Origin of the sequence: Chlorobaculum parvum NCIB 8327, assembly GCF_000020505.1 — a bacterium.
Lineage (GTDB): Bacteria > Bacteroidota > Chlorobiia > Chlorobiales > Chlorobiaceae > Chlorobaculum > Chlorobaculum parvum_A.
In genome coordinates this window covers 786,020-811,111 of record NC_011027.1, presented here as the reverse complement: position 1 = coordinate 811,111, position 25,092 = coordinate 786,020, and the positions used below count along the sequence as shown (strand labels likewise).

21 protein-coding genes, 3 tRNA genes and 2 pseudogenes are annotated in these 25,092 nt (G+C 55.3%); 17 read left to right on the top strand and 9 right to left on the bottom strand.

All coding sequences use genetic code 11. The features are described from left to right. Positions 1-38: 38 nt before the first annotated feature. Positions 39-563 carry an Lrp/AsnC family transcriptional regulator gene (locus CPAR_RS03860; protein ID WP_012502003.1) on the bottom strand — a complete coding sequence of 175 codons (525 nt, stop codon included), beginning with the start codon at positions 561-563 and terminating at the stop codon, positions 39-41. A 289-nt stretch (positions 564-852) separates the two neighbouring features. Here CPAR_RS03860 and CPAR_RS03855 point away from each other — a divergent pair, with 289 nt between their 5' ends. The 5 genes from CPAR_RS03855 (at position 853) to csmH (ending at position 4,933) form a co-directional block, all read left to right on the top strand. After that, positions 853-1,098, top strand: a complete 246-nt coding sequence (locus CPAR_RS03855) for a hypothetical protein (protein ID WP_012502002.1) — start codon at positions 853-855, stop codon at positions 1,096-1,098. 214 nt (positions 1,099-1,312) lie between these two features. Then, a complete protein-coding gene (locus CPAR_RS03850; protein ID WP_012502001.1) occupies positions 1,313-2,674 on the top strand; it encodes an FAD-dependent oxidoreductase in 1,362 nt (453 codons plus the stop codon). A 167-nt stretch (positions 2,675-2,841) separates the two neighbouring features. Then, positions 2,842-3,459: a TIGR04282 family arsenosugar biosynthesis glycosyltransferase gene (locus tag CPAR_RS03845; protein WP_012502000.1), complete on the top strand. Its 618-nt coding sequence runs from the start codon at positions 2,842-2,844 to the stop codon at positions 3,457-3,459. Continuing rightward, positions 3,438-4,133, top strand: a complete 696-nt coding sequence (locus CPAR_RS03840; protein WP_012501999.1) for a TIGR04283 family arsenosugar biosynthesis glycosyltransferase — start codon at positions 3,438-3,440, stop codon at positions 4,131-4,133. Before CPAR_RS03845 ends, CPAR_RS03840 begins: the two co-directional genes overlap by 22 nt. Before the next feature lie 170 nt (positions 4,134-4,303). Next, a complete protein-coding gene (csmH, locus tag CPAR_RS03835) occupies positions 4,304-4,933 on the top strand; it encodes a chlorosome envelope protein H (RefSeq protein WP_012501998.1) in 630 nt (209 codons plus the stop codon). 205 nt (positions 4,934-5,138) lie between these two features. Here the strand turns inward: csmH and dut are convergent, their stop codons facing one another. Beyond that, positions 5,139-5,591 carry a dUTP diphosphatase gene (gene dut / locus CPAR_RS03830; RefSeq protein WP_012501997.1) on the bottom strand — a complete coding sequence of 151 codons (453 nt, stop codon included), beginning with the start codon at positions 5,589-5,591 and terminating at the stop codon, positions 5,139-5,141. Between the two features lie 74 nt (positions 5,592-5,665). Between dut and bshB1 the strand changes: the two genes are divergently transcribed. Next, positions 5,666-6,412, top strand: coding sequence for a bacillithiol biosynthesis deacetylase BshB1 (bshB1, locus tag CPAR_RS03825; protein WP_012501996.1), 747 nt, complete (start codon positions 5,666-5,668; stop codon positions 6,410-6,412). A gap of 39 nt (positions 6,413-6,451) precedes the next feature. Further along, positions 6,452-8,140 carry a peptide-binding protein gene (locus CPAR_RS03820; RefSeq protein WP_012501995.1) on the top strand — a complete coding sequence of 563 codons (1,689 nt, stop codon included), beginning with the start codon at positions 6,452-6,454 and terminating at the stop codon, positions 8,138-8,140. A gap of 248 nt (positions 8,141-8,388) precedes the next feature. On the opposite strand, the gene CPAR_RS03815 is transcribed toward CPAR_RS03820, so the two are convergent. After that, on the bottom strand, positions 8,389-9,234 hold the full coding sequence (locus CPAR_RS03815) for a hypothetical protein (protein ID WP_012501994.1): 846 nt from the start codon (positions 9,232-9,234) through the stop codon (positions 8,389-8,391). Positions 9,235-9,761: 527 nt separating this feature from the next. Between CPAR_RS03815 and bchF the strand changes: the two genes are divergently transcribed. The 3 genes from bchF to CPAR_RS03800 are packed head-to-tail and all read left to right on the top strand — an operon-like array spanning position 9,762 to position 12,390. Continuing rightward, complete coding sequence (bchF, locus tag CPAR_RS03810; protein WP_012501993.1) at positions 9,762-10,241, top strand: 2-vinyl bacteriochlorophyllide hydratase; 480 nt, start codon at positions 9,762-9,764, stop codon at positions 10,239-10,241. Positions 10,242-10,264: 23 nt separating this feature from the next. Then, positions 10,265-11,284: a chlorophyll synthesis pathway protein BchC gene (gene bchC, locus CPAR_RS03805; protein WP_012501992.1), complete on the top strand. Its 1,020-nt coding sequence runs from the start codon at positions 10,265-10,267 to the stop codon at positions 11,282-11,284. Between the two features lie 8 nt (positions 11,285-11,292). After that, positions 11,293-12,390, top strand: a complete 1,098-nt coding sequence (locus CPAR_RS03800) for a chlorophyllide a reductase iron protein subunit X (RefSeq protein ID WP_012501991.1) — start codon at positions 11,293-11,295, stop codon at positions 12,388-12,390. Between the two features lie 149 nt (positions 12,391-12,539). Here the strand turns inward: CPAR_RS03800 and typA are convergent, their stop codons facing one another. Then, the gene (gene typA / locus CPAR_RS03795) at positions 12,540-14,384 is read right to left on the bottom strand and encodes a translational GTPase TypA (RefSeq protein ID WP_012501990.1); all 1,845 of its coding nucleotides are present in this window, start codon (positions 14,382-14,384) and stop codon (positions 12,540-12,542) included. Between the two features lie 217 nt (positions 14,385-14,601). On the opposite strand from typA, the gene CPAR_RS03790 reads away from it, so the two are divergent. From CPAR_RS03790 to CPAR_RS03775, 4 genes are all read left to right on the top strand, one after another. Continuing rightward, a complete protein-coding gene (locus CPAR_RS03790; RefSeq protein WP_012501989.1) occupies positions 14,602-15,447 on the top strand; it encodes a cytochrome C assembly family protein in 846 nt (281 codons plus the stop codon). 253 nt (positions 15,448-15,700) lie between these two features. Beyond that, the gene (hemA, locus tag CPAR_RS03785) at positions 15,701-16,981 is read left to right on the top strand and encodes a glutamyl-tRNA reductase (RefSeq protein WP_012501988.1); all 1,281 of its coding nucleotides are present in this window, start codon (positions 15,701-15,703) and stop codon (positions 16,979-16,981) included. Between the two features lie 18 nt (positions 16,982-16,999). Beyond that, complete coding sequence (gene hemC / locus CPAR_RS03780; RefSeq protein ID WP_012501987.1) at positions 17,000-17,938, top strand: hydroxymethylbilane synthase; 939 nt, start codon at positions 17,000-17,002, stop codon at positions 17,936-17,938. Beyond that, positions 17,938-18,678, top strand: a complete 741-nt coding sequence (locus CPAR_RS03775) for a uroporphyrinogen-III synthase (protein ID WP_012501986.1) — start codon at positions 17,938-17,940, stop codon at positions 18,676-18,678. The genes hemC and CPAR_RS03775 overlap by 1 nt, the downstream gene beginning before the upstream one ends. Positions 18,679-18,811: 133 nt before the next feature. On the opposite strand, the gene CPAR_RS03770 is transcribed toward CPAR_RS03775, so the two are convergent. Together CPAR_RS03770 and hisN are read right to left on the bottom strand one after the other, a co-directional pair. Further along, entirely contained in the window at positions 18,812-19,318 is a 507-nt protein-coding gene (locus CPAR_RS03770) for a hypothetical protein (protein ID WP_012501985.1), read from the bottom strand. After that, a pseudogene (gene hisN / locus CPAR_RS03765) lies at positions 19,315-20,093 on the bottom strand (histidinol-phosphatase). The gene CPAR_RS03770 and the pseudogene hisN overlap by 4 nt, the downstream one beginning before the upstream one ends. 163 nt (positions 20,094-20,256) lie before the next feature. On the opposite strand from hisN, the gene hemB reads away from it, so the two are divergent. Then, on the top strand, positions 20,257-21,243 hold the full coding sequence (gene hemB / locus CPAR_RS03760) for a porphobilinogen synthase (RefSeq protein ID WP_012501984.1): 987 nt from the start codon (positions 20,257-20,259) through the stop codon (positions 21,241-21,243). Between the two features lie 169 nt (positions 21,244-21,412). Continuing rightward, positions 21,413-22,605: pseudogene (gene aroC / locus CPAR_RS03755) on the top strand (chorismate synthase). Positions 22,606-22,948: 343 nt separating this feature from the next. Here the strand turns inward: aroC and CPAR_RS03750 are convergent. The 3 genes from CPAR_RS03750 to CPAR_RS03740 form a co-directional block, all read right to left on the bottom strand. Further along, positions 22,949-23,038 (bottom strand) — tRNA-Ser (locus CPAR_RS03750). An 11-nt stretch (positions 23,039-23,049) separates the two neighbouring features. Then, positions 23,050-23,132, bottom strand: a tRNA-Ser gene (locus CPAR_RS03745). An 82-nt stretch (positions 23,133-23,214) separates the two neighbouring features. Beyond that, positions 23,215-23,305 (bottom strand) — tRNA-Ser (locus CPAR_RS03740). 177 nt (positions 23,306-23,482) lie between these two features. Here CPAR_RS03740 and guaB point away from each other — a divergent pair. Continuing rightward, entirely contained in the window at positions 23,483-24,967 is a 1,485-nt protein-coding gene (gene guaB / locus CPAR_RS03735; protein ID WP_012501982.1) for an IMP dehydrogenase, read from the top strand. Positions 24,968-25,092 lie beyond the last annotated feature (125 nt).

The following is a 25,092-nucleotide window of genomic DNA, read 5'->3' as shown; positions in this document are numbered from 1 at the left end:
ACTTGTTTTTAAACATGATAGATGAACACGAACTGATACTATTTTCTTGATTTCTTTTCATCGAAGGTGAGCAGCACCTGCCTGTCCTGCAGGTTCTTCTTCACGATATCCGCGCTGATGCAGTTGTTCTTTTTCAGCTGCGACAGAACGAAGCTCGTATTGGTGCCCAGCACTCCCGGCCAGCTCTGGATGCGCGACAGGAACTGTTCGAGCGATGCGGTATTGTGCGTCATCACCTTCATGATATGCGATCCCTCGCCGGTCACCGAGTAGCACTCCATGATCTCCTCCTCCTTCATGACATGCTCCATGAAGGACTTGTAGTGCTTCGAGGAATCAACCCGCACCCGCACAAACGCCTGAATATCGAAACCGAGCCTGCGCTCGTCGACCTCCGTCGTAAACCCTTTGATGATACCGTTCTTCTGCAATTTGTCGAGCCGCTCGCTGACCGATGGAATCGACAATCCAACGATTTCAGCAAGCTCGCTGAGCCGCACTCTGCCGTTACCACCGAGTGATTCGATGATTTTCAGATCGATAAGGTCGAGGTGTCCGGACATAAGCAGAATCTTCGATTTTGTAGGAAATTAATGAAATCTAAGAAATAAACAAGCCTATTCTTAATAAAGGCGGATTTGACCAGCACTTTCCCTAAATAATTTAGGATACGGAGTCAAAAACGAGGAAAAGGGCGTGATGGCGATGTTGGTATTTGCAAACAAGAATGTAAGTTAATAATCTATGCCTCTCAAACGCTTATTCCGGCTGCTGGCAGAGCGCTCCGCCTTTCGCGACACGGAATAAAGCCAGGCAAGTCTTACCGATTCAGAAGTTTTTTGAGTTACCGTCATGAAGGAAGTGTCCAGAAAATTCTCCGAAGATTCCGATGAGCCACAGGGTTCATCCGAACGCTCTATTCCGCAGCCGGTGCGACAGCACGGCCCTGCTTCGCACGATGTGCGTTTTGTGGTAAAGGAGTCACTCAACCTCGGCTTCCGTTTTCTCAACGACGTCGAGCTGTTCCTGAAAAAAATGCAGCCCGAAGAGCCGCAAAAGGGTGAGCAACCGGAAAACGAGCCCGAAAAGAAAGAGTAACCGGCTCTCAACACCCAATACATCCGGCAACGACAATGCAAAGGTACTTTCGAGATACGGCGGCAAATCGTTATATTCCCCGCAATCATTGTTATCAGGACATCAGAAAAACGTGCCGATCATGCCGGTTTGTTGAGTAAAACGCAACAATCTGGTCGCATGGCCGGGGTTTCATGATGCCTTTCAGCATTTCCAACACCAAGCCAAAGCAACGTTGAAAGTAGCCATATTCGGAGCCGGTGTCGCCGGTCTCAGCGCGGCCATCGAACTGGTCGATCGCGGCCATACCGTCGAACTGTATGAAAAACGCAAGGTTCTCGGCGGAAAAGTATCGGTCTGGAAAGACAGTGACGGCGACTCGATCGAGTCCGGACTGCATATCGTCTTCGGCGGTTACACCCAGCTTCAGAAGTATCTGGACAAGATCGGCACGGGCGATAACTATCTCTGGAAAGATCATTCGCTGATCTACGCCGAGTCGGACGGCAAGCAGTCGTTCTTCAAAAAGGCCAACCTGCCCAGCCCGTGGGCCGAAGTGGTCGGCGGACTTCAGGCGGACTTCCTCACCATGTGGGACAAGATTTCGCTCATCAAAGGGCTTTGGCCCGCGCTGGCCGGCAACGAGGAGTACTTCCGCAGCCAGGATCACATGACCTACTCCGAGTGGCACCACCTGCACGGCGCATCGGAGCACTCGCTCCAGAAGCTCTGGCGGGCGATCGCTCTGGCGATGAACTTCATCGAGCCGAACGTCATCAGCGCCCGCCCGATGATCACCATCTTCAAGTACTTCGGCACCGACTACGCCGCCACCAAGTTTGCCTTCTTCCGCAAGAACCCCGGTGACTCGATGATCGAACCGATGCGCCAGTACATCCAGAGCAAGGGTGGCCGCATCTTCATCGATGCTCGCCTGTCGCGCTTCGAGCTGAATGATGACAAGACCATCAAGCACGCCGTGCTGCGCGACGGCCACACCGTCGAGGCCGACGCTTACATCTCTGCCCTGCCAGTGCACAGCGTCAAGAAGATCGTGCCGAACGAGTGGCTGGAGCACGACTACTTCCGGAACCTGCACCAGTTCGTCGGCAGCCCGGTGGCCAACTGCCAACTCTGGTTCGACAAAAAGATCACCGATACCGACAACCTGATGTTCTCGCAGGGCACCACCTTCGCCACCTTCGCCGACGTCTCGATCACCTGCCCGGAGGACTTCCAGGCGGGCATGGGCTCGGCGACCGGCGGCAGCGTGATGAGCCTCGTGCTCGCCCCGGCGCACCAGCTGCTCGACCTGCCGAACGAGGTCATCACGGAGATGGTGATGAAGGAGATTCACGACCGCTTCCCGAAATCGCGCGATGCGAAGCTGCTGAAATCGACCATCGTCAAGATTCCGCAGTCGGTGTACAAGGCTGTGCCAGACGTCGATCAGTACCGCCCAGATCAGGTCAGCCCGATCCGCAACTTTTTCCTCGCTGGGGACTACACCGACCAGCACTACCTCGCCTCGATGGAGGGCGCAGCGCTCAGCGGACGGCAGGTAGCAGAAAAGCTACACCAGCGGATGGGCGGCTGAGAGAGATTCCCGTAGGGGCGGGCAGGTGTTTTACAACCACATTCTGTAGGGGCAGACCTGCGTGTCTGCCCTTCCCATGCGATGGTGTCGCGATGTGCCTTGAAGGCGGGGCGAACACATAGGTTCGCCCCTACAACCGAAATCGACAACCTCCCGGAGAGCCTCGCATGAAAAGCCGAAATGACAAACTGCTGATCGTCTTTTCAAAAAACCCTGTCGCCGGATGGGTCAAAACACGACTTGCCGCGTCAATCGGTGACGCCGAAGCACTGAGAATCTATGAGCAGCTTCGGGAGTTAACCAAGCAGGCGACAACAGGCATCGACGCATCGAAAGCCATCGCCTACTCGGACTTCATCCCCAACACTGACCTCTTGCTTGCCCCCGACACGGAAGCATGGCTCCAGCAAGGCAGCGACCTCGGCGAACGGATGCACCGCGCTTTTGTGAAAGGCTTTTCGCTCGGCTTCAGCCGCATCGCGCTGATCGGCACCGACTGCCCGGAACTCAGCCCGTTCATTCTCGATCTCGCGTTCACGAAGCTCGAAACGAGCGATGTCGTGCTCGGCCCGGCACGCGACGGCGGTTTCTACCTTGTCGCGCTGAAGCGTCCATTTCCGGAGTTGTTCCTCGGCAGGATATGGAGCACCTCATCCGTGCTGAACGATTCGCAGCGCATTGTGCGCGAGCATGGCAAATCGTGCGACCTGCTCCCGGCGCTCTCGGACATCGACACCATCGACGACCTCAAAGCCAGCAGCTTATGGACTCCGAAACAAAGCTGAGCATCATCATACCGGCCTGGAACGAAGAGGCGACCATTGCCAAAACGCTTGAAATGCTGCTCGGGTTGACGGCTGGACGAAGCGACACCGAAATCATCGTCAGCGTCTCGGGAGACGACCGCACCGCCGAACTCGCCAGCGCCTTTCCGGTCACCGTCTGCCACTCGGAAAAGGGACGCGCCATCCAGATGAACACTGGGGCAAAACTTGCAAAAGGCTCGATTCTCTACTTCCTGCACGCCGACACCGTTCCGCCGCCATCGTTCTGCAACGACATCCTGTCGGCGGTCGAACGCGGCTTCGAAGCCGGATGCTTCCGGATGACTTTTGACGATCCCGACTGGCTCATGCAGCTCTACGGCTGGTTCACGCAATTCCCCCTCACCATCTGCCGGGGCGGCGACCAGTCGCTGTTCATCACGCGGGAGCTGTTCGAGCGGATCGGCGGTTTCGACGAGCGGATGCAGATTATGGAGGACATCGACATCATCGAGCGGATTCAGCGTCAAACCGAATTCCACATTCTCGACTCCACAGTCACCACCTCGGCCAGAAAATATCATGCCAACGGCACCGTTCGGCTGCAAGCCATTTTCGGCACCATCCACCTGATGTACGCTCTCGGATTCAGCCAGGACGACATCCGGGAATTTTACCGGAATTCAGTCAGTTAAGAGCCTCCTCCTCGCCCGCATTTCTATCTTTTCCAGCTCAGTTCAACACCTGTAACGACGCGTTTTTTAGATTATTTATAACTATATTTACACCATATAACGTCCAACCGGAAGCTACGTGCTTCATCAGGAAAAACCCTTTATATCACACTCTTCAAACATCATCTATCATGGCTAACGAAGAAACCAGCAAACCCGCCGCAGGAGCTGCTCCCGGAGCGCCCAAACCGGCGGTTCAACCACAGGAGACCAATGCCGGCAACGGCGACATGGCTCATTTGATCGGCAACATGGGCATTCTGATCGATTCGACCATCGAGTCGGTTCAGGGCATGATCAACACGGTCAGCTCGGCCACCGGCCAGATTATGGAAGGCGTTAACACGACCATCAACTCCGATCAGGTCAAAGGCATTATCGACAATGTCAATTCGGTCTCGGGCCAGCTCATCGAGGGCGTCACCAGCACCCTGAACTCCGAGCAGCTCCAGAACTCGTTCAACGAGCTGGGCAAGTTCTGGGCAGGCATGATTTCCAACCTGAACTCGACGGTCAACTCCAACCAGGTCAAGGATCTGTTCGACAACGTCAGCGCAGGCATCAACCAGCTTACCGGCATGGTCTTTTCGCAGGGAATGCAGCCCCCGTTCATGATGGGCTCCGGAAGCAGCGACGAACCCCGGAAGCAGGCCAGGGAAATTCCGGTAACACATTCAGCGCCCAAAGCTCCGGCTCCAGCTCCGGCGGGAGAGACGAAACCGGCAACGGCACCAGCTCCGGAAAAGAAACCGGAAGCGTAACGCTGCATACCAAAAGGCGATCAATCGCAAAAGGGCGGGGCTAAAAACCTCGCCCTTTTGCATTGCAAGGGCGCATGGCGTGTGCCTGGCAACGGTAGCATGACCGCGTAACCTTATGCGGGTGGTTCGCGCCCCCCTACTGGGAATTGGCAACAGAGAAATCGTTGCACCCGATCAGTCAGATCCGTCAGATCAACCGGATCGCTTACTCGGCTTTCGAGGCCACGCCGGTGTGACCGAATCCCCCTTCCCCGCGCTCCGTATCGGACAGTGAATCGACCTCCTCGAACGCGACGCGATCAACCTTTGAGACGACCATCTGCGCGATGCGGTCGCCGTGATTGACCGTAAACGGCTCGCGTCCGTGATTGATGAGAATAACCCCGACTTCGCCGCGATAATCAGCATCGATGGTTGCAGGCGAATTGGGCAGCGAGATGAGGTGGCGAAGTGCCAGCCCGCTCCTCGGGCGAAGCTGCGCCTCGTATCCCTCGGGCAGCTCGATGGCGAGGCCGGTGGGAATAAGCGCGGACGATGAGGGTTCGAGGGTGACTGGAGCATCGAGGCAGGCGGAAACATCCATTCCCGCAGCGTGAGCAGTGGCATAAGCCGGCAGGCTTGCCTTTTCTTTCAGGCGAACTATTTTTACTTTGATCATCGACTATGGCTGAAGTTGCTTGAAGCCCGGAAGGGCCTGATGGTTACTCAGCCGCAATATAAACAAACCCTACCTTGAGCGCACCCATCGAACCTGTTTACGCCCTCGCTTTCGGAGCGCACCCTGACGACGTCGAGCTGGCCTGCGGAGCCACGCTGCTGAAAATCATGGACGAAGGCCGCCGCGTAGCCGTCTGCGACCTCACGAAGGGCGAGATGGGCACGGCGGGCACACCAGAGACCCGCCGGAAAGAGGCCCTGCTGGCGGCTGAAAAGATGGGCTACGTGGCTCGTGAAGCGCTGGACTTCGGCGACTCGGAGCTGTTCTACACCAAAGAGAACCTGCACGAACTCATCCGAATCATCCGCAAATACCGGCCCGACACGGTTTTCAGCAACCCGCCCGACGAACGCCACCCCGACCATATGAAAGCCTCGCGGCTGATCAGCGACGCCTGTTTCTACGCGGGTCTGCGCAAAATCGAAACCGTCGAGAACGGCGTCCCACAACAGGCACATCGACCGAAACACCTGCTGTACTATATCCAGTTCAAGCAAACCGAGCCGGAGATCATTGTCGATGTCTCCTCGACCTTCGAGCGGTCGCGGCAAGGCGTGCTGGCGTTCGGCTCGCAGTTCCAGCGTGACGAGAACAGCAACCAGCCGGTCACGATGATCAACCGCAAGGAGTTCCTGCCAGGACTTGAAGCGCGCGCCCGCTCCCTCGGCGAGCAGATCGGCGTGATGTACGGCGAAGGCTTCCTGCTGCACGGCGTGCTCGGCATCGACCGCTTCACGGAAGTGTTCAAACCCGGCAACTGAACAAAGGCCAGCTTAATCGAAATAACCCGAGACGACACCATGCGAAAATCGCTGTTCACCATCCTCACCCTTCTCTTCGCGACGCTGCTTGGTGCATGCGGCTCCAAATCGTCCGATACGTCGCGCAATAACACCATCGTGGTTGCCGTCTCAGCCGATTTCGACCACCTCAATCCCCTGCTCATCCAGCTCTCGCTCTCCCGCGAGCTGTGCACGATGATCTATCCGACGCTCTTCCGCCCTACGTTTGACGAAAAGAATGGCACGATCAATTACGAACCGGGAGCCGCCGAAAGCTGGGAGTTTACGCCGGATGGCCGAAACGTGACGTTCCACCTGAACGAAAAGGCGGTCTGGGAGGATGGCAAGCCGCTCACCTCGAAGGACTTCAGTTTTTCCTACCGCCTGTATGCCGACCCGAACGTGGCAAGCAGTCGTCAGGACTACCTGTACGACCTGTTGCTCAAGCCTGACGGCTCGGTCGATTTCGACAAAGCAGTCGAGACTCCGGACGACAAAACGCTGGTGCTGCACTTCAACAAACCGATGGCCGAAAGCATTGTGCTCGACCACTTCAACGACCTGATGCCGGTAGCCGAACACCTTTTCCGCGACATCAAGCCGGAACAGATCCGCCAGCAGGCCGCCACCCTGCCAATCGTGGGTGCAGGCCCGTTCAAGGTCAAGGAGTGGCAGCGGCAATCGAAGCTGGTGCTCGAATCGAATCCGACCTCGGTGCTGCCCCATCCGGCAGCCTCGCCGACGCTCACATTCATGGTGGTGCCGGAGTACACCACGCGGCTCGCGATGCTCAAATCTGGTCAGATCGACGCGCTCGTATCGGCGGGCGGCATCAACCCGAAAGACGCCGCGGAGCTGGCGAAAAGCAACCCGGAAATAGCGATCATCCCGGTGGCCGACCGCTACTTTGATAGCGTCGTCTGGCTGAACATCGACGGCGCGGCGTGGCGCAATGGCAAGAAGATCGAGCCGAATCGCTTTTTCGGCGACCGCCGCGTGCGGCAGGCCATGACCTACGCCATCGACCGGCAGGCGATCATCGACGGCTTCATGGGACCGAAGCACGCAACCATCGTCAACACCACGCTCTCGCCCGCCTACACCTCGATCATCGACACATCGCTGCCCTCCTACGCGTATGACCCCGATAAGGCGCTCGCCCTGCTCAAAGAGGCTGGCTGGACGCCGGGGCCGGACGGCATTTTGCAGAAAAACGGGTTGAAGTTCTCATTCGAACTCGCCGCGCCCACCGGCAACCCGAGGCGCAACTACGCGGCAACGATCATCCAGCAGAACCTCCGCGAAATCGGCATCGACTGCAAGCTGAAGTTCGACGAAACCCTCATGTTCAACAAGAACCAGAACGAGTACCGCTACGACGCCGCGCTGTCTGGCCTCGCCGCCGAAACGCTCCCCTTCCAGCTCGTCATCTGGGGCTCGGATTTTGAGAAAAAACCCTTCAACTCCTCAGCCTTCCAGAACGCCGAACTCGACCGCGTCGTCGCCAAACTCACCGGCCCGCTCCCCAAAGCCGAGCAACTCAAGCTCTGGAAAGATTACCAGCAGATTCTCGCCAACGAGCAGCCGAGAACCTTCCTGTATTATTACGATGAGCTGGAAGGATTCAGCCCGCGAGTGCAGAACGTCAAGCTAAGCCTGCTCTACACGCTCGGAAATATGTATGACTGGAAGGTGAAGAAGAATTGATGAAATCAACGCCATACAAACGAGCAACTGTGCATTTTCAGAAACATGCAGAAGTCATCTCTCTTATGACGTTTAAGGTTTGCGCTATAGCTAACTTTTAAGATTTTTTTCGATAACGGTTGAGTGTAAGTGCCGTAAGGGATTGCGGGTGACTCCCTATCAATTTACACGAAGAGTTAAAGCGGACTTCTGACCTTCGCATACCTCTGAAACCCTTATGGCATTTACACTTTGTTGGCTACTGAGCTTTATATACGATTTGTAATATCAAGGAAAATAGATAGTCCTTTATCAGTTAAGTTATGGCTTTCATCTATCATGTCATATTTTTCCAAATCACGAACAAACCCTGGAGAAAATCTTTTGCATGAAACATTAAATTCCTCCATTATTCTTCTCACATCCTGAGATTCAAATATTTCTCTTAAATCTTTATTTTCAATTAGGTTCCTTGTAAAATATTTAATTATTCTTGATGGAATATCATATTTGTCATCAATTTCTTCGCTTATTTGTCTGTTTGAAATTTCAAATAATTTTAATTTTCTCTGCAATCTATTTACTTCCTGATTTTTAATATCAAGTTGCTCGATAAATTTATTTTTATCTTGTTCGGCAACTTTATACTTTTTTGTAAATGCGTCTAATAATTCTTTTTGCTCTTGCAATTCTTTTTCTAATTTATTCTGGACCTCTTGTTCTTTTTTAGCATCTTTTTCAACATCCTTTTCAGTCTTAGGAAAGTTGGAATAATACTTGTCTATTCGACCGGATAATGATTTGTTTTCTTCTTTCAATGATTCCAGCTTTTCACCAAACCTTTCCTCAATTCGACCCAAAGTTTCTGAGATGTCTTTTGTAAACGTATATGTGTTGTTGTAAAATTTATTGCTTGTCTCATTGTTTTTATGGTAAAAATTAATTGATATCCATACAGCAAACAAAGCTAATATTAAAGACAAGAGGTCAGTGAAATTGAATTGAATCTTACTGATATCAATATCAGCTAGTAATAACTTAATAATTATAGCAATTACAACGATTGTGGTTAATCCCCATTTAAACCATGTTGCGATATTTTCTTTTTCATTCATAATTATATATTATTAATTTCTATATTCATCTTTAGCTTTGTAGCCAACTTAGTTATCTGCGCTACTCTATTGCGCCTTACATGCCTCATTGGACGAATAAGCGCAACAAAGTAGCGTGTTATTGTTCCAATCTCATCTCACGAACAACAGTCAAGCACTTCTGGACACATCAATGATCTATCATAGCAAACGTAACATCAACGATCATCTAAAACCGTCTCGAAAGGGGTACAAAATAAGCCCGACGGCATGGCTTACAGATTATAGGTACGAAGATCACGTCTGATTTTCAAGCAAATCACTTGAATTGCCACATCGCTACGCTCCTCGCAATGACAGGAAAAAGCACAGACGCTTAGCGAACCACACCCTACGAAACCCCGAGACCATCCGCACGCGCCTTTCCCCAACTCCCAGACATTCAACCATCAACTCTCAACTATTTCCCCCGCTTTTACTATATTCTCCGTCGTTTCGACGCGCACCGCGTGCCCTTTTAATCCACCGAACTGAACCGATCATCCATCATGCCTCGTTATACACCGGAACAGCTTGAAAAAAGAAATGCGTCCAAATGGACGACCGTGCAGGCGATTCTTGCGCCGATCCAGTTCCTCATCTTCCTTGCCGGTCTGACGGTCACGTACCTCTATTCGCAAGGCATCTGGATCACCGATTTCTGGTGGGTGACCTTTTTCGTGGCGCTCAAGACCTTCATGCTCGTGCTGATCTTCGTGACCGGCGGCTTTTTCGAGCTTGAGGTGTTCGGAAAATTCGCCTTCGCGCACGAGTTCTTTTGGGAGGATTTCGGCAGCGCGATTGCCATGATTGTGCACCTCGCCTATTTTGTTCTGTTCTTCTGGATCAAACCGGCGGAAAACATTCTCATTCTGACTGCCTATCTTGCCTACCTGAGCTATCTCATCAACGCGGCGCAGTTCGTCATTCGCCTGCTGCTTGAAAAGCATAACGAAAAGAAGCTCAAGGCCAGCGGTTCGGTAGCCTGAGCCTTAACCTTTCGACAAAAAGCATGGAAGCGAAAAAATCCAAAGCGATCGTCTTCAGCGGCGTCCGGCAGATCGAGCTGCGTGATGTAACGCTCAAGCCGATCTCGTCGACCGATGTGCTGGTCGAGACCTGGTGGTCGTCCATCAGCACCGGCACCGAGAAGATGGCCCTGAACGGCCTGATTCCGTCACCGCCGTTCATCTTTCCGTTCATCCCCGGTTACGAAACTGTGGGGCGGATCGTCGAGGCGGGCGACCACGTCAATCAGGACTTGATCGGCAAATTCGCCTACGTTGCCGGCTCGTTCGGCTACGAGGATGTGAACGCGGCTTTCGGCGGCGCGTCGCAGTTTATCGTCTGCCCGGTCGAGAGCCTGACGGTGCTCGACGGCATCGCTAATCCGCAGTGCGGCATTGCGCTGCCACTCGGCGCGACGGCGCTGCACATCGTCGATCTGGCAGAGGTGAAAAATCGCAAGGTGCTGGTGCTGGGCCAGGGCGCGGTGGGCATCCTTGCCGCCGAGCTGGCAAAGCACATGGGTGCGAGTCTTGTGGCGGTCACCGAACCGCACCAGAACCGGCTCGACATCTCGACGGCGGACATCAAGGTCAACCCCGACAAGCAGGACGTTTCAGCGGCGCTGGCCGGGCACGAATTCGACGTGCTCATCGACAGCACCGGCATCATGAGCGCCATCGACACCGGGCTGCGCTTCGTGAAGTTCCACGGCAAGGTGATCTTCGGTGGCTACTACCAGCGCATCAACATCGACTACTCGCAGGCGTTCAACAAGGAGCTTTCGTTCATCGCCGCCCGGCAGTGGGCCAAGGGCGATCTGCGCCGCGTGCGCGACCTGATCGCGAACGGCAAAATCAACGCCGAGAAAATTTTCACGCACCAGTGCTCGCTGGAGGACAACCTCATGGAAGCGTACATGCAGGCCTTCGACGATCCCGACTGCCTGAAGATGATCATCCACTGGCAGGACGGCTCGGAAGCTGAAAAGGACGGCGGCATGGCAACCTGCAACATGGGACGCTGAGAACGGGTATGGCACCAAAAACCATCGCCATTTACGGCAAAGGCGGCATCGGCAAGAGCTTCACCACGACGAACCTCAGCGCCACCTTCGCCATGATGAACAAGCGGGTGTTACAGCTCGGTTGCGACCCGAAGCATGACTCCACGACCTCGCTCTTTGGCGGCATGTCACTGCCCACGGTGACTGAAGTTTTCGCCGAAAAGAACGCGAAGAACGAACAGGTTCAGATCAGCGACATCGTGTTCCGACGCGATATTCCGGACTTTCCGCAGCCGATCTACGGCATCGAACTCGGCGGCCCGCAGGTCGGGCGCGGCTGCGGCGGGCGCGGCATCATCTCCGGCTTCGACGTGCTTGAAAAGCTCGGCATCTTCGAGTGGGACATCGACATCATTTTGATGGATTTCCTCGGCGACGTGGTGTGCGGCGGCTTCGCGACTCCGCTCGCCCGCTCGCTCAGCGAGGAGGTCATTCTGGTGACCAGTAACGACCGGCAGTCGATTTTCACCTCGAACAACATCTGCCAGGCCAACAACTACTTCCGCACCATCGGCGGCCGCTCGCGCCTGCTCGGCATGATCGTCAACCGCGACGACGGCAGCGGCATGGCCGAGAAATACGCAAAGGCAGCAGGCATCAACGTGCTGATGAAGGTGCCCTACAACCTCGAAGCGCGTGACATGGACGACAGCTTCGACTTCGCCGTCCGCCTGCCAGAGATCGGCGCGCCGTTCCGCAAGCTTGCCGAAGAGATCCTCAACAACGCCATCACGCCGTGCAATGCGAGCGGACTCAGCTTTGCCGATTTCGTCAAGCTCTTCGGCGATGTCAGCGACGAGCTGCCGGTTGCGGCAAGCGCCGATGAACTGTTCAAACGCAACGGAGACACCGATGCAGGAAACGGCGGCCAAAACCGCGAACAGCAGCGCCTGCTGGAATGCATCGAACAACTGCCGGAAGCGGAGCGCGAAATTTACACCCTCCTCGAAGTCAAAGGCAAATCCCCCGAGCAGATCGCCGAACTGAAAGGCGTCGGCCAGGAACAGGTGCAAGCCACCATCGCCAGCGCCCGCAAAGCGATGCGCAAACTCTTTTTCGGGTTGTAAGCAACAAGTTCCACAGAATCTCCCCGGCCTTTCTCAGATCAGTCGGATCAGTCCGATCTGACTGATCCGACTGATCCGACTGATCTTTTTTTTTGCTCACCCAACAAAAAAGGCTGCCCACTCGGAGCAGCCTTTTTCATTATCAAGTATCAAAATTCTCCCCTCACACCATTGCTTTGGCTTTTTTTGGCAGCCTTCTGGCGCTGGTCGGCGTTGAGAATCTTCTTGCGAATGCGGATGTTCTCCGGCGTCACTTCGAGCAGCTCGTCGTCGTTGATGAACTCGAGTGCCTGTTCGAGCGACAACTTGCGCGGCGGCGTAAGCCTCATCGACTCATCCGAACCGGAAGCGCGCATGTTGGTGAGCTTCTTGGTTTTGCAGATGTTCATCGTAATGTCGAGGTCACGCGTCGACTCGCCAACCACCATACCTTCGTAGACCTTCGTGTTCGGCCCGATGAAGAAAGTGCCGCGATCTTCGAGGCTCGAAAGAGCATAGGCCACGGCCACGCCGGTTTCGGCAGAGACAAGCGCGCCGGTTTCGCGTGACGGCAGCTTGCCCTTGAAAGGCTGGTAGTTGTGGAAAACGTGCGACATGATACCCTCGCCTTTGGTATCGGTGGTGAACTCAAGGTTGTAACCGATCAGGCCTCGGGTCGGAATTTCGAACTCAAGTCGGTTCATGCCGCCGCGAAGGGTTCCCATGTGGGTCATCTCAGCCTTCCTGCGCCCCATCTTCTCGATGACCACGCCGGTGTACTCTTCCGGAACGTCGATGGTAACATGCTCGACCGGCTCCATCTTCACGCCGTTCTCCTCGCGGAGAATCACCTCAGGACGGGAGATCGCGAGCTCGTAGCCCTCGCGGCGCATCGTCTCGATGAGCACGGAGAGGTGAAGCTCGCCGCGGCCCGAAACCCGGAAGGTGTCGGCGCTGTCGGTCTCCTCAACGTTCAGCGCGACGTTGGTCATGATCTCCTTCATCAGGCGCTCGCGAATCTTGCGGCTGGTCACCTCCTTGCCCTCCTGACCGGCGAACGGCGAATCGTTCACCGAAAAGAGCATCGAAAGGGTCGGCTTGCTGATCTCGAACGATTCGAGCGGTTCGGGCTGGTCGGGGGTGGTGAGGGTTTCGCCGACGTTGGCCGCCGCGATACCGGCAAGTGCGACGATGTCGCCCGCCGTCGCTTCGGTCGCCTCGACGCGCTGCGTGCGGTCGAAGAGGAAGAGCTTGGTGACCGTACCCTTGCCGACAACACCATCCTGCGTCACCAGCGTGAGCTGGTTGCCGGGCGCGACCTTGCCGCGCTGGATGCGGCCGATGGCGATCTTGCCGATATAGTCATTGTAGTCGAGGCTGGTGACGAGCATCTGGAATCCGGCGTCGTCATCCGCTTCAGGGGCGGGAATCTCCTTGACGATCATGTCGAGCAGAAGGCTCATGTCGCCGTCCGGATCCGCCATATCATATTTGGCAATGCCGTTCTTGGCCGAAGCGAAGATGTAGGGGAAATCGAGCTGGTCCTCGTCGGCGCCAAGCGCGATGAACAGGTCGAGCACCTGATCGTGCACCTTCTCCGGATCGGCCTGCGGGCGGTCGATCTTGTTGATAACCACGATCGGCTTCAGGTGCAGTTCGAGCGCCTTGCGAAGCACAAACTTGGTCTGCGGCATCGGGCCTTCGAAGGCATCGACAAGCAGGAGCACGCCATCCACCATCTTCAGGATGCGCTCGACCTCGCCGCCGAAATCGGCGTGACCAGGAGTGTCGACGATGTTGATCTTGCAGCCCTTGTGCTGTGCGGCGGCGTTTTTGGAGAAGATGGTAATGCCCCGCTCCCGCTCCTGGGGATTGGAGTCCATCACCCTGACATCCACCTGCTGGTTTTCCCTGAAAGCACCTGTCTGCTGAAAAATCGAATCGACAAGGGTCGTCTTTCCGTGGTCAACGTGCGCGATAATGGCGATATTGCGAATATTCTGTTTCCTGCTCATCTTTGGCGATAAATAAGTATATTTGTAGACTTGAGTTCACTCGTGGCGAATATACACTTTTTCCTTTGATTATATTGCAGGGCGGGAATGAAAAGCCTTGCTCGTCAGTTTTCGGTTACGAACCGGAGGTATGAGCGTAAGCGCTTGCCTGAAAAGAATGTACAGGCCCTTTCGAGAACCTCGTACCATGTAAAAAGATTCTCTTTTGTTGCGGATTATGGCAAATATTTTTCTTGACAACAGCCTGCTTTTTGCTCTCACGCAGATCGTGCCGGTGCTCTACATCGCCACAACCGTGCTGTACGGGCTTCACTTCTTCCGCGAGCTGCCCCTTGCCGGCAAACTCAAGCAACCAGCGCTGATTCTTACGATCGTCACCCATATCGCCGACATCGGCCTGCTCACCTCAATTGAAGGATACCGTCTAAGCTACTCCGCTTACAACCTCATGGGCATGGTGGCGCTGACCCTGACGATCACCTACATGTTCATCGAGCTGACCACCAAAAGCGACAAGACCGGCTTTTTCGTGATTGCCTTCGCGGCCGGTTCAGCCTTGCTCTCTTCGATTCTAAGCGCCAAATCGATCGATGCCGGGCCGGCATTCAGCGGCTTGCGCATCGGCGTTCACCTGATCGCCGCAATCTTCGGTTTCAGCTCAGTGGCCATCGCTGGCCTGTACAGCGGCCTCTACCTGATCCTGTTCCGGCAGATACGTCTCAACCGCTTCGGGCTGCTTTTCCAGCGACTGCCCAACCTCGAAGCACTTGAACTGCTGATCATGCACGCCGTGGCTTTCGGCTTCTTTTTCCTGACGATCACCATCGTGGCGGGCGTGCTCGAACAGCACGCATCGCAGGAGGCGATCAAACTGCTCGATCCGAGGCTTATTTCAATTGTCGTCATCTGGCTCCTTTACGGCATCAGCCTCTTCATCAAGCCGCTGTTCGGCTGGGACATCAAGCACATGGCGGTACTGCTGATCGCCACCTTCGTGCTGGTCACGGCATTCCTGTTCATCATGAGCCTGATCACGCCGAGTTTCCACGGAGGAGGGGTTTAACAAAGCCCGAAAGAGAACCGGGAAGCGGCATAATCATTATTCGACGGCTCGGAGCACAGGACTTTAAGGAAACGACTGGCAAAGCAACCGAGGTGTGGATCATCGAATACGTCACTGAATACGCGTAATGTGTTTTTAACCGCGGCATCGATTTGAAAATTCACCCCTTTACGATATATTATCACTCTTTCGGGAAACCCCCGATCAGGCTCTTTTTGCACGGTTTACGAACGGTTAACAAAATAATCCTGCTATGAACATCATTTCAGTTGGTGTCAACCACAAGACAGCACCTATTGAAATCCGTGAAAGGATCGCTCTTTCGGAGGTTCAGAACAAGGAGTTCGTCACCGACCTGGTATCGAGCGGACTGGCAAGTGAAGCCATGGTTGTATCGACCTGCAACCGTACGGAACTCTATGTGGTTCCGGGAATGCCCGAGGTGAACTGCGATTATCTCAAAGATTACATCATCTCATACAAGGACGCCCGTAACGCCGTCCGTCCCGAACACTTCTTCAACCGCTTCTACTGCGGCACCGCCCGTCACCTCTTCGAGGTTTCCAGCGCCATCGACTCTCTGGTGCTCGGCGAGGGCCAGATTCTCGGTCAGGTCAAGGACGCCTACCGCATCGCCGCGGAGGTGGGAACTGCCGGCATTCTGCTCACAAGACTTTGCCACACCGCTTTCAGCGTCGCAAAAAAAGTCAAGACTCGCACCAAACTCATGGAGGGCGCCGTTTCGGTCAGCTATGCAGCTGTCGAACTTGCCCAGAAGATATTCTCGAACCTCTCGATGAAGAAAGTGCTGCTGATCGGCGCCGGTGAAACCGGAGAGCTGGCAGCAAAGCACATGTACGCCAAGAACGCCCGGAACATCGTCATCACCAACAGGACGCAATCCAAGGCCGAGGCGCTTGCCGAAGAGCTGGGCACCAACCGCGTACTTCCTTACGAAAGCTACAAGGAACATCTGCACGAATTCGACATCATCATCACGGCAGTCAGCACCAAGGAGTATATCCTCAATGCCGCCGAGATGCAGCAGAGCATGGCGAAACGCCGCCTGAAACCGGTCATCATTCTCGATCTCGGTCTGCCGAGAAACGTCGATCCCGAAGTAGGCGCACTGCAGAATATGTTCCTCAAGGATATCGACGCGCTCAAGCATATCATCGACAAAAACCTCGAACGCCGCCGCGCCGAACTTCCGAAGGTCAAGAGCATTATCGACGAAGAGCTGATCGGCTTCGGCCAGTGGATCAACACCCTCAAGGTACGTCCGACCATCGTTGACCTGCAATCCAAGTTCATCGAAATCAAGGAGAAAGAACTCGAGCGCTACCGCCACAAGGTGAGCGAAGAGGAGTTGAAGCGCATGGAACACCTGACCGACAGGATCCTGAAAAAAATCCTGCATCATCCTATCAAGATGCTCAAGGCTCCGGTCGATACCGCCGACAACATCCCCAGCAAAGTCAACCTCGTCAGGAACATCTTCGATCTTGAAGAACCAAACCAGTCACTCCAATAAAATCAATCTGTATTCGCATTGAAAAAAGAGATTATCATCGGCACTCGTTCCAGCCCGCTGGCTCTGTGGCAGGCTGAGTTCACCAAAGCAGAACTTTCCAAGCGCTTTCCCGACATGAACATCACGCTCAAGCTGGTCAAAACGACCGGTGACGTGCTGCTCGACTCTCCGCTCTCCAAAATCGGAGATATGGGTCTGTTCACCAAGGATATCGAGAAACACCTGCTTGCCGGTGAGATCGATCTGGCCGTGCACAGCCTGAAGGACGTTCCGACCGGTACGCCGGAAGGCCTGGTTATCACCTCGTTCACCGAGCGTGAAGACACCCGCGACGTCATCATTTCCAAGTCCGGCAAGGGGTTGATGGACCTTCCGCAGAACGCCAAAATGGCTACCAGCTCCCTGCGCAGAATGTCTCAGCTCCTGAGCCTGAGGCCTGACCTGGAGATTATGGACATCCGCGGCAACCTCAACACCCGCTTCAAGAAGTTCGACGAAGGTGATTTCGATGCAATGATGCTTGCTTATGCCGGCGTCTATCGTCTTGAATTCAGCGACCGCATCACCGAAATCCTGCCACACGAAACCATGCTTCCGGCAGTTGGACAGGGCGCACTCGGTATCGAGACCCGCACGGATGATGCCGAGACCAGAGAAATTGTCCGCGTGCTCAACGATGACAACACTGAAATGTGCTGCCGCGCCGAACGTGCGCTGCTCAGGCATTTGCAGGGTGGTTGCCAGATCCCGATCGGATCGTTCGGCTCGTACATCGACGGCACTCTGAAGTTGCTTGCATTTGTTGGTTCGGTGGATGGCAAAACCGGTCTTCGCAACGAAGTGACCAAAGCGGTCAAGACCCCGGAAGAAGCAGAAGCCGTTGGCATCGAGCTGGCAGAGATCCTGCTGTCAATGGGCGCAGAAAAAATCCTTGCCGACATCCGCAAAACCTGCTGATGAAAACAGTTCTCGTTACACGCCCAAAACATCAGGCAGCGCCTTTTGTCAGGGAGCTTGAGCAGTACGGCCTGAGCACGGTTGTCTTTCCGACAATCGAGATCAGGCCGGTTGCCGGCTGGAACGTACCCGACCTCACCAAATTCGCGGGCATTTTTTTCACCAGCCCCAACAGCGTCCAGTTTTTCCTCAAACATCTTTTGCAGACAGCTCCTGACGAGTTGAAAAACCTGCAACAGACGCGCGTGTGGGCTGTAGGCAAAACCACGGGCCAGGATCTCGAAAAACATGGCGTCAGCATTGAGCCACTGCCTAAAATCGCCGATGCGGTCAACCTTATGGCCGACATTGATCCGGCTGAAATCAAAGGCCAAACATTCCTCTTTGTTCGCGGCAGCCTGTCACTTGGCACCATTCCGGAACTGATCGCAGAGTTCGGTGGAACCTGCGTCGAGCTGACAGTTTATGAAAATCTGCCACCCTCCCTTGAAGACACACAGAGGGTCAAGGATATGCTTGCTGAAGGCAAGCTCGACTGCCTCTCCTTCACCAGTCCGTCGACGGCCAAAAACTTCTTCGAAGCAATAGGCTCGAAAGAGCTCTCTGACTCGGTTCAGATTGCAGCCATCGGCACCACAACTTCCGGTGCGCTTGAAAAAATGGGCATCAAGGTGGACATCATTCCCGAATACTTTGACGGCCCGAGCTTTGCCAAGGCAATAGCTGAAGCTCTGAAATGAGTTGCAAAAAAAAGAAATTGTAAGGGCGACCAACTGGTCGCCCTTTTTATTTATATCATCGAATATGGGGATTGTGTAACGACAATCGCCGGCTCCAACAAATCAACCCGACGATCAACACCATTTCATCGGCTCACTCGACATCCGGAATGTCATCGATGTAGCCCATGTGAATGGTTTCAGCTTCAGGCTGAAGGTCGGCGGGCTTTTCAGGCTCAGTCTGTACGGTTGATGGGGTTTGTGCAACCGTGGGTTTCTCCGAAAAAAGCGAGATCTGCATAGCCTGTAAGGGCGATTCATAACTGCCGTTATCAGCCTCTTCTGCGCCACCCATATCGGGAACAGGGCAGGAATCGACCTCCTGCATCTTCTTTCGTGCACCTCTCCGCGAACGTCCTCTTGGCGCAGCAGCGGCCATTTCGCGCTCAACCGATTCGCGAACAGCATCTTCGATCTCGATACGGATAGCCTTCATGAGCTGAAGATTATCGCTACGCTGTTCGGCCATCTCGCGACGCAAGCCGTTGCCCAGCCGTTCCATCTCTTCTCGCTGCCGTCCGGGCCACCCCGTCACCATCATAAAAATGATGAGGCCGAGCAGAAGAATAATCACGGCAAGCAAAATCGTCACCAGCGTCATCGGTCACGCTCCCCGTTGCCGATGGCTGCAATAAGATTGCGGCCCATCGCGTTGTTGGCGCTCACGAGACCCTCGCCGTCGATGATCGACTGACGGCCGCGGTAATCGAAACAACAGCCCCCGGCCTCCTCGACAATCGGGATGACAGCTGCACAGTCCCAGGGGCTCATAATCTTGTCCACCGCCACCTCGGCCCGACCGGACGCCACCAACATGTGGCCGTAGCAATCGCCCCATCCACGCACCAGACCTGCGTCGATGCGAAGCTGATCAACAGGGTGATTCGACGGCGGGTCAAGCAGGTACTCCTTTTCGGTGAAAACCACGGTAGAAGCCGAATTCTCAGCGATAGCCGAAACCTGCACCGGCGAACCGTTCATGAACGCCCCGCTCCCCGCTCGGCCTGGTAAAGCTCGCCGAGAGCCGGGAAATTGATGACGCCGAGTTGCATTGCCCCTTCGACTTCGAGCGCGATCATCACGCCGTACAGCGGGACGCCGTGAATAAAGGAGCGGGTACCGTCGATCGGATCGATGATCCAGCGCCGACCGTTGCCAGACGGATGCTCGTCGAACTCCTCACCGAACAGGCCATCATCAGGAAACTTTGCCGAGATACCCTGCCGGATCAGCTCCTCGGCATTTCGATCAGCCTCGGTCACCGGCGTATCGTCTCGTTTGGAAAAGACCTGAAGCGACCTGCGTCCAAAATAGTCAAGCGTCAGTTTGCCGGCCTTTTCGGCCAGTTCAAGCGCAAGCTGAAGGTCGGGAGTCATAGGCAAACGGTTCTGTCAAATGATTGATGCTGCAAATGATGACGTAAGATAATCAACTGAGGCCGAACCTAACGATATAGGCTGAAAAACACAAGGGCGCCTTCACGATGTTGACGGATTTTCTTATCTTCGTTTTTCTTCATAACAAAATCATTCCAGAACCATGAGCCAGCTCGACCTCCTCAATATTGTGCATCGCCCGAGAAGACTTCGCAGAACCGCAGCGCTCCGCAACCTTGTGCAGGAAAACACGCTGACGGTCAACGATCTTGTGTTCCCCCTGTTCGTCATGCCCGGCACCAACGCCGTTGAAGAGGTTTCATCCATGCCCGGCAGCTTCCGCTTCACCATCGACCGCGCTGTCGAAGAGTGCAAGGAGCTTTACGATCTCGGCATCCAGGGCATCGATCTGTTCGGCATTCCGGAGCAGAAAACCGAAGACGGCAGCGAAGCCTACAACGACAACGGCATTCTTCAGCAGGCCATCCGCGCCATCAAGAAAGCCGTGCCGGAGCTGTGCATCATGACCGACGTTGCACTTGACCCGTTCACCCCATTCGGCCACGATGGCCTGGTCAAGGACGGCATCATCCTCAACGACGAAACCGTCGAAGTACTCCAGAAAATGGCCGTTTCTCACGCCGAAGCTGGCGCAGACTTCGTCTCCCCGAGCGACATGATGGACGGCCGCATCGGCGCCATCCGCGAAGCACTCGACGAAACCGACCACTCCGACGTGGGCATTCTCTCCTACGCTGCCAAGTACGCTTCGAGCTTCTACGGCCCGTTCCGTGACGCGCTGCACTCAGCACCGCAGTTCGGCGACAAAAGCACCTACCAGATGAACCCGGCCAACACCGAAGAGGCGATGAAAGAGGTCGAACTCGACATCGTCGAAGGCGCTGACATCGTCATGGTCAAACCTGGCCTGGCCTACCTCGACATCGTCTGGCGCACCAAGGAGCGCTTCGACGTGCCGGTCGCCATCTACCACGTTTCCGGCGAATACGCCATGGTGAAAGCTGCCGCCGCCAAGGGCTGGATCGACGAAGATCGCGTCATGATGGAGTCGCTGCTCTGCATGAAGCGCGCAGGTGCTGACATCATCTTCACCTACTACGCCAAAGAAGCCGCCAAAAAGCTGCGCTGATTCCCGGCTGAAAAGTTATGACCAAAGCCCGGTGCACCATCACCGGGCTTTTTTATTATCTTTATTGCACTTGAAACTCGAACATCTCTGTAGGGGTATCCCGATAAGTCGCGATCCCCTTTTATGATGCGCCCAAAAACAACCGATACATTTTTCTCACCACACTGATATGATCCGTTACTTCACCGCAGGCGAATCGCACGGCCCGGCGCTTTCGGCAATCGTCGAGGGAATGCCTGCTGGCGTCGCGCTGACCGAATCCGACATCAACGATCAGCTTGCCCGCCGCCAGCAGGGCTACGGTCGCGGCGGCCGCATGAAGATCGAAACCGACCGCGCCGAAGTGCTCTCCGGCATCCGGTTCGGCAAAACCATAGGCTCGCCCGTCGCGATGGTCATCCGCAACCGCGACTGGGAGAACTGGACCGTCCCGATGGCGCAGTTCGACGACAACTCCGCGGAGGTACAGAAAATCACCATCCCGCGCCCCGGCCACGCCGATCTGACCGGTTTCGTCAAGTACGGCTTCGACGACATCCGCCCGGTCATCGACCGCTCCTCGGCCCGAGAAACCGCCGCCAGAGTCGCTGCCGGATCGCTCGCGCGAGCATTTTTGCGGCAGCTCGGCATCCAGATTGGAAGCTACATCTCCACCATAGGTCCCGTCTCCGAAGCCTCAGCTCCCGCCGCATTGCCAGAGCTGCTCGACGCTGGAGCTGAAAGCCTCGCCGCCGAAGCGGACAAATCGCCCGTGCGCATGATCGACCCGGCAACCAGCGAGGCCGCCATCGCGGCTATCGACCAAGCCAAAGCCGACGGCGACACCCTCGGCGGCATCGTCGAAGTCTATATCACCGGCGTGCCGATGGGCCTCGGCAGCTACGTCCAGCATGACCGCAGGCTCGACTCGGCGCTCGCCGCCGCCATCATGTCGATCCAGGCGATCAAGGGCGTCGAAATCGGCCCGGCCTTCGACAATGCCCGCAAACCAGGCTCAGAGGTGCACGACGAACTCTTTGCCGGTGGAGAGAAAGGATTGAGGCGCAAGACCAACCGCGCAGGAGGCATCGAGGGCAGCATGTCGAGCGGCCAGCCGATCCACATCCGCGCCGCCATGAAACCGATCTCCTCGCTCGTCTCCCCCCTCCGCTCCTTCGACCTGGCGACGCTCGAAGCTGTTCAGTCGAGATTTGAACGCAGCGACACCTGTGCCGTCCCCGCCGCCGGAATCGTCGCCGAAGCCGTCGTAGCCCCGTCATCGCCAACGCCCTGCTGGAAAAGCTCGGCGGAGATCATATGGCGGAGATTAAGGAAAGGCTGGAGGCTTATCGGGAAGCGTTACGAATACGCTTTACAAGGTAAAAAGCTCCGCAGAGAACCCGAAGTCTTTGCTATCGATTAAGACAACAGCTACGCTTAACTATTCCTACCCCACCTCAAGTCGCACCTCCTGAATAGAAAAAGCTTCCGATGTTGCAGGAAGCTTTTTCTATTCAGCGGAAAGGAAGGGATTGATTAGCTTCAGCCAACAGATTCTGCTCAACCCCGCATGCGGGGGTTGTCTTTGGCATCGAACCTCATCCGGCATTATCTCCCTCCCGAGATTTCAAACCCTCTTTTCGGGTTCGACTCCTTCCTCTTCCTGATTCGTACCTCCTGAAACAAAAAAAAGCTCCCGGTGTTTCCGGAAGCTTTTTCTATTCAGCGGAGAGGGAGGGATTCGAACCCTCGGTAGCTCTAGTCGAACTACGTCGGTTTAGCAAACCGGTGCCTTCAGCCACTCGGCCACCTCTCCTGAACTGTGTGCGGAGGATGAGGGACTCGAACCCCCAAGGGCGCAAACCCGGCAGTTTTCAAGACTGCTGCCTTACCAATTAGGCTAATCCTCCAACGATGTATGTAAAGAACGGGCAAGAAAATAGCGATTTCGCAGAAAATAGCCAGAAGAAAATTGCATCTCCTGTTTTTTCCTGGCGGAGAGGGAGGGATTCGAACCCTCGAGGGCTGTTACACCCTACCCGCTTTCCAGGCGAGCGCACTAGACCAACTATGCGACCTCTCCATTTTCGATGGTTTGCAATGTACAACGCTTTTCTGATTTTTAAAACTTTTATCACGGTTTCATGGCCGGAAAAATCACTAAAACCGCTGCCCATGAGCCGCGCGGCATTGCCATTCCGTGCTCACTTTCGTAAATTGGCTGATTCATTTTTGCCGCAAATATTTTAACAAGCCACCTATGGACAAAATTCTGTACGATGCACTGACGTTCGATGATGTATTGCTCGTTCCCGCCTATTCCAACGTTCTGCCCAAGGAGACCGTCGTCAAATCTCGCGTGACCCGCAACATCGAGGTCAACCTCCCGCTGGTGAGTGCGGCTATGGATACAGTCACCGAAGCGGAACTGGCTATTGCTCTGGCACGAGCTGGCGGCATCGGCATCATCCACAAAAATCTGTCGATCGACGTACAGGCGCGGCACGTGGCAAAAGTCAAGCGCTTCGAGAGCGGTATCATCCGCAATCCCATCACCCTGTTCGAGGATGCGACCATTCAGGAAGCGATCGACCTGATGCTCCGCCACTCCATCTCGGGCATTCCGGTCGTCGAACGCCCGACCCCTGAAGGCTGCCTGCTGCTCAAAGGCATCGTCACCAACAGGGATCTGCGCATGACCACCTCGTCCAACGAGAAGATCACCACCATCATGACGACCGACCTCATCACGGCTCAGGAGGACATCGACCTGCTGGCCGCCGAGGAGATCCTCATGCAAAACAAAATTGAAAAGCTCCTCGTCATCGACGAGGAAGGCTATCTCAAGGGCCTCATCACCTTCAAGGACATTCAGAAGCGCAAGCAATGCCCGGATGCCTGCAAAGACATGCATGGAAGGCTTCGTGTCGGCGCGGCAGTCGGCATCCGCTCCAACACTATCACGAGGGTCGATGCCCTGGTCGAGGCTGGCGTCGATGTGGTGGCGGTCGATACGGCGCACGGCCACAGTCAGGCGGTGCTCGACATGGTCGCAACCATCAAGGAGAAATATCCCGAACTCGAAGTCATCGCCGGTAACGTAGCCACGCCGGAAGCCGTCAGGGATCTGGTCAAAGCCGGTGCCGACGCCGTCAAGGTCGGAATCGGGCCCGGCAGCATCTGCACCACCCGCGTCGTGGCGGGCGTCGGCATGCCGCAGCTCACCGCTATCATGAACTGCGCCAAAGAGGCCGCCAAAACCGATACGCCGATCATCGCTGATGGCGGCATCAAATACAGCGGCGACATCTCCAAGGCGCTCGCCGCCGGAGCCGACACGGTCATGATGGGCAGCATCTTCGCCGGTACGGACGAAAGCCCCGGTGAGACAATTCTTTACGAAGGCCGCCGCTTCAAGGCGTACCGCGGCATGGGCTCACTCGGCGCGATGAGCGAACCGGAAGGCAGCAGCGACCGCTACTTCCAGGACGCTTCGGCGGAAACCAAGAAGTACGTGCCCGAAGGCATCGAAGGCCGAATCCCGGCCAAAGGCCCGCTCGACGAGGTGGTTTATCAGCTCATCGGCGGCCTGAAATCCTCGATGGGCTACTGCGGCGTCAAAAACATCGAAGAGCTGAAGAAAAACACCCGCTTCGTGCGCATTACCTCCGCAGGCCTCCGCGAAAGCCACCCGCACGATGTGATGATCACCCGGGAAGCTCCGAACTACTCGACTTCGCATTAAACGACTGTTCAGCACCACACTCGAAAAACCCCGGCCCGAACCGGGGTTTTTCGATTTACAGCATACCACATCAGAACTCCTTACCAGCCATCCTGAAAATGATTATTTTCGGGTCATGAAACTCT

Coding starts and splice junctions, on each gene's coding strand:
- CPAR_RS03815 (WP_012501994.1), bottom strand. CDS start 9,234: ATGAATGAAAAAGAAAATATCGCAACATGGTTTAAATGGGGATTAACC.
- CPAR_RS03860 (WP_012502003.1), bottom strand. CDS start 563: ATGTCCGGACACCTCGACCTTATCGATCTGAAAATCATCGAATCACTC.
- CPAR_RS03800 (WP_012501991.1), top strand. CDS start 11,293: ATGGCACCAAAAACCATCGCCATTTACGGCAAAGGCGGCATCGGCAAG.
- CPAR_RS03845 (WP_012502000.1), top strand. CDS start 2,842: ATGAAAAGCCGAAATGACAAACTGCTGATCGTCTTTTCAAAAAACCCT.
- hemB (WP_012501984.1), top strand. CDS start 20,257: ATGAGCCAGCTCGACCTCCTCAATATTGTGCATCGCCCGAGAAGACTT.
- CPAR_RS03790 (WP_012501989.1), top strand. CDS start 14,602: ATGGCAAATATTTTTCTTGACAACAGCCTGCTTTTTGCTCTCACGCAG.
- bchC (WP_012501992.1), top strand. CDS start 10,265: ATGGAAGCGAAAAAATCCAAAGCGATCGTCTTCAGCGGCGTCCGGCAG.
- bchF (WP_012501993.1), top strand. CDS start 9,762: ATGCCTCGTTATACACCGGAACAGCTTGAAAAAAGAAATGCGTCCAAA.
- typA (WP_012501990.1), bottom strand. CDS start 14,384: ATGAGCAGGAAACAGAATATTCGCAATATCGCCATTATCGCGCACGTT.
- CPAR_RS03770 (WP_012501985.1), bottom strand. CDS start 19,318: ATGACGCTGGTGACGATTTTGCTTGCCGTGATTATTCTTCTGCTCGGC.
- hemA (WP_012501988.1), top strand. CDS start 15,701: ATGAACATCATTTCAGTTGGTGTCAACCACAAGACAGCACCTATTGAA.
- guaB (WP_012501982.1), top strand. CDS start 23,483: ATGGACAAAATTCTGTACGATGCACTGACGTTCGATGATGTATTGCTC.
- CPAR_RS03855 (WP_012502002.1), top strand. CDS start 853: ATGAAGGAAGTGTCCAGAAAATTCTCCGAAGATTCCGATGAGCCACAG.
- dut (WP_012501997.1), bottom strand. CDS start 5,591: ATGATCAAAGTAAAAATAGTTCGCCTGAAAGAAAAGGCAAGCCTGCCG.
- CPAR_RS03775 (WP_012501986.1), top strand. CDS start 17,938: ATGAAAACAGTTCTCGTTACACGCCCAAAACATCAGGCAGCGCCTTTT.
- CPAR_RS03840 (WP_012501999.1), top strand. CDS start 3,438: ATGGACTCCGAAACAAAGCTGAGCATCATCATACCGGCCTGGAACGAA.
- csmH (WP_012501998.1), top strand. CDS start 4,304: ATGGCTAACGAAGAAACCAGCAAACCCGCCGCAGGAGCTGCTCCCGGA.
- CPAR_RS03820 (WP_012501995.1), top strand. CDS start 6,452: ATGCGAAAATCGCTGTTCACCATCCTCACCCTTCTCTTCGCGACGCTG.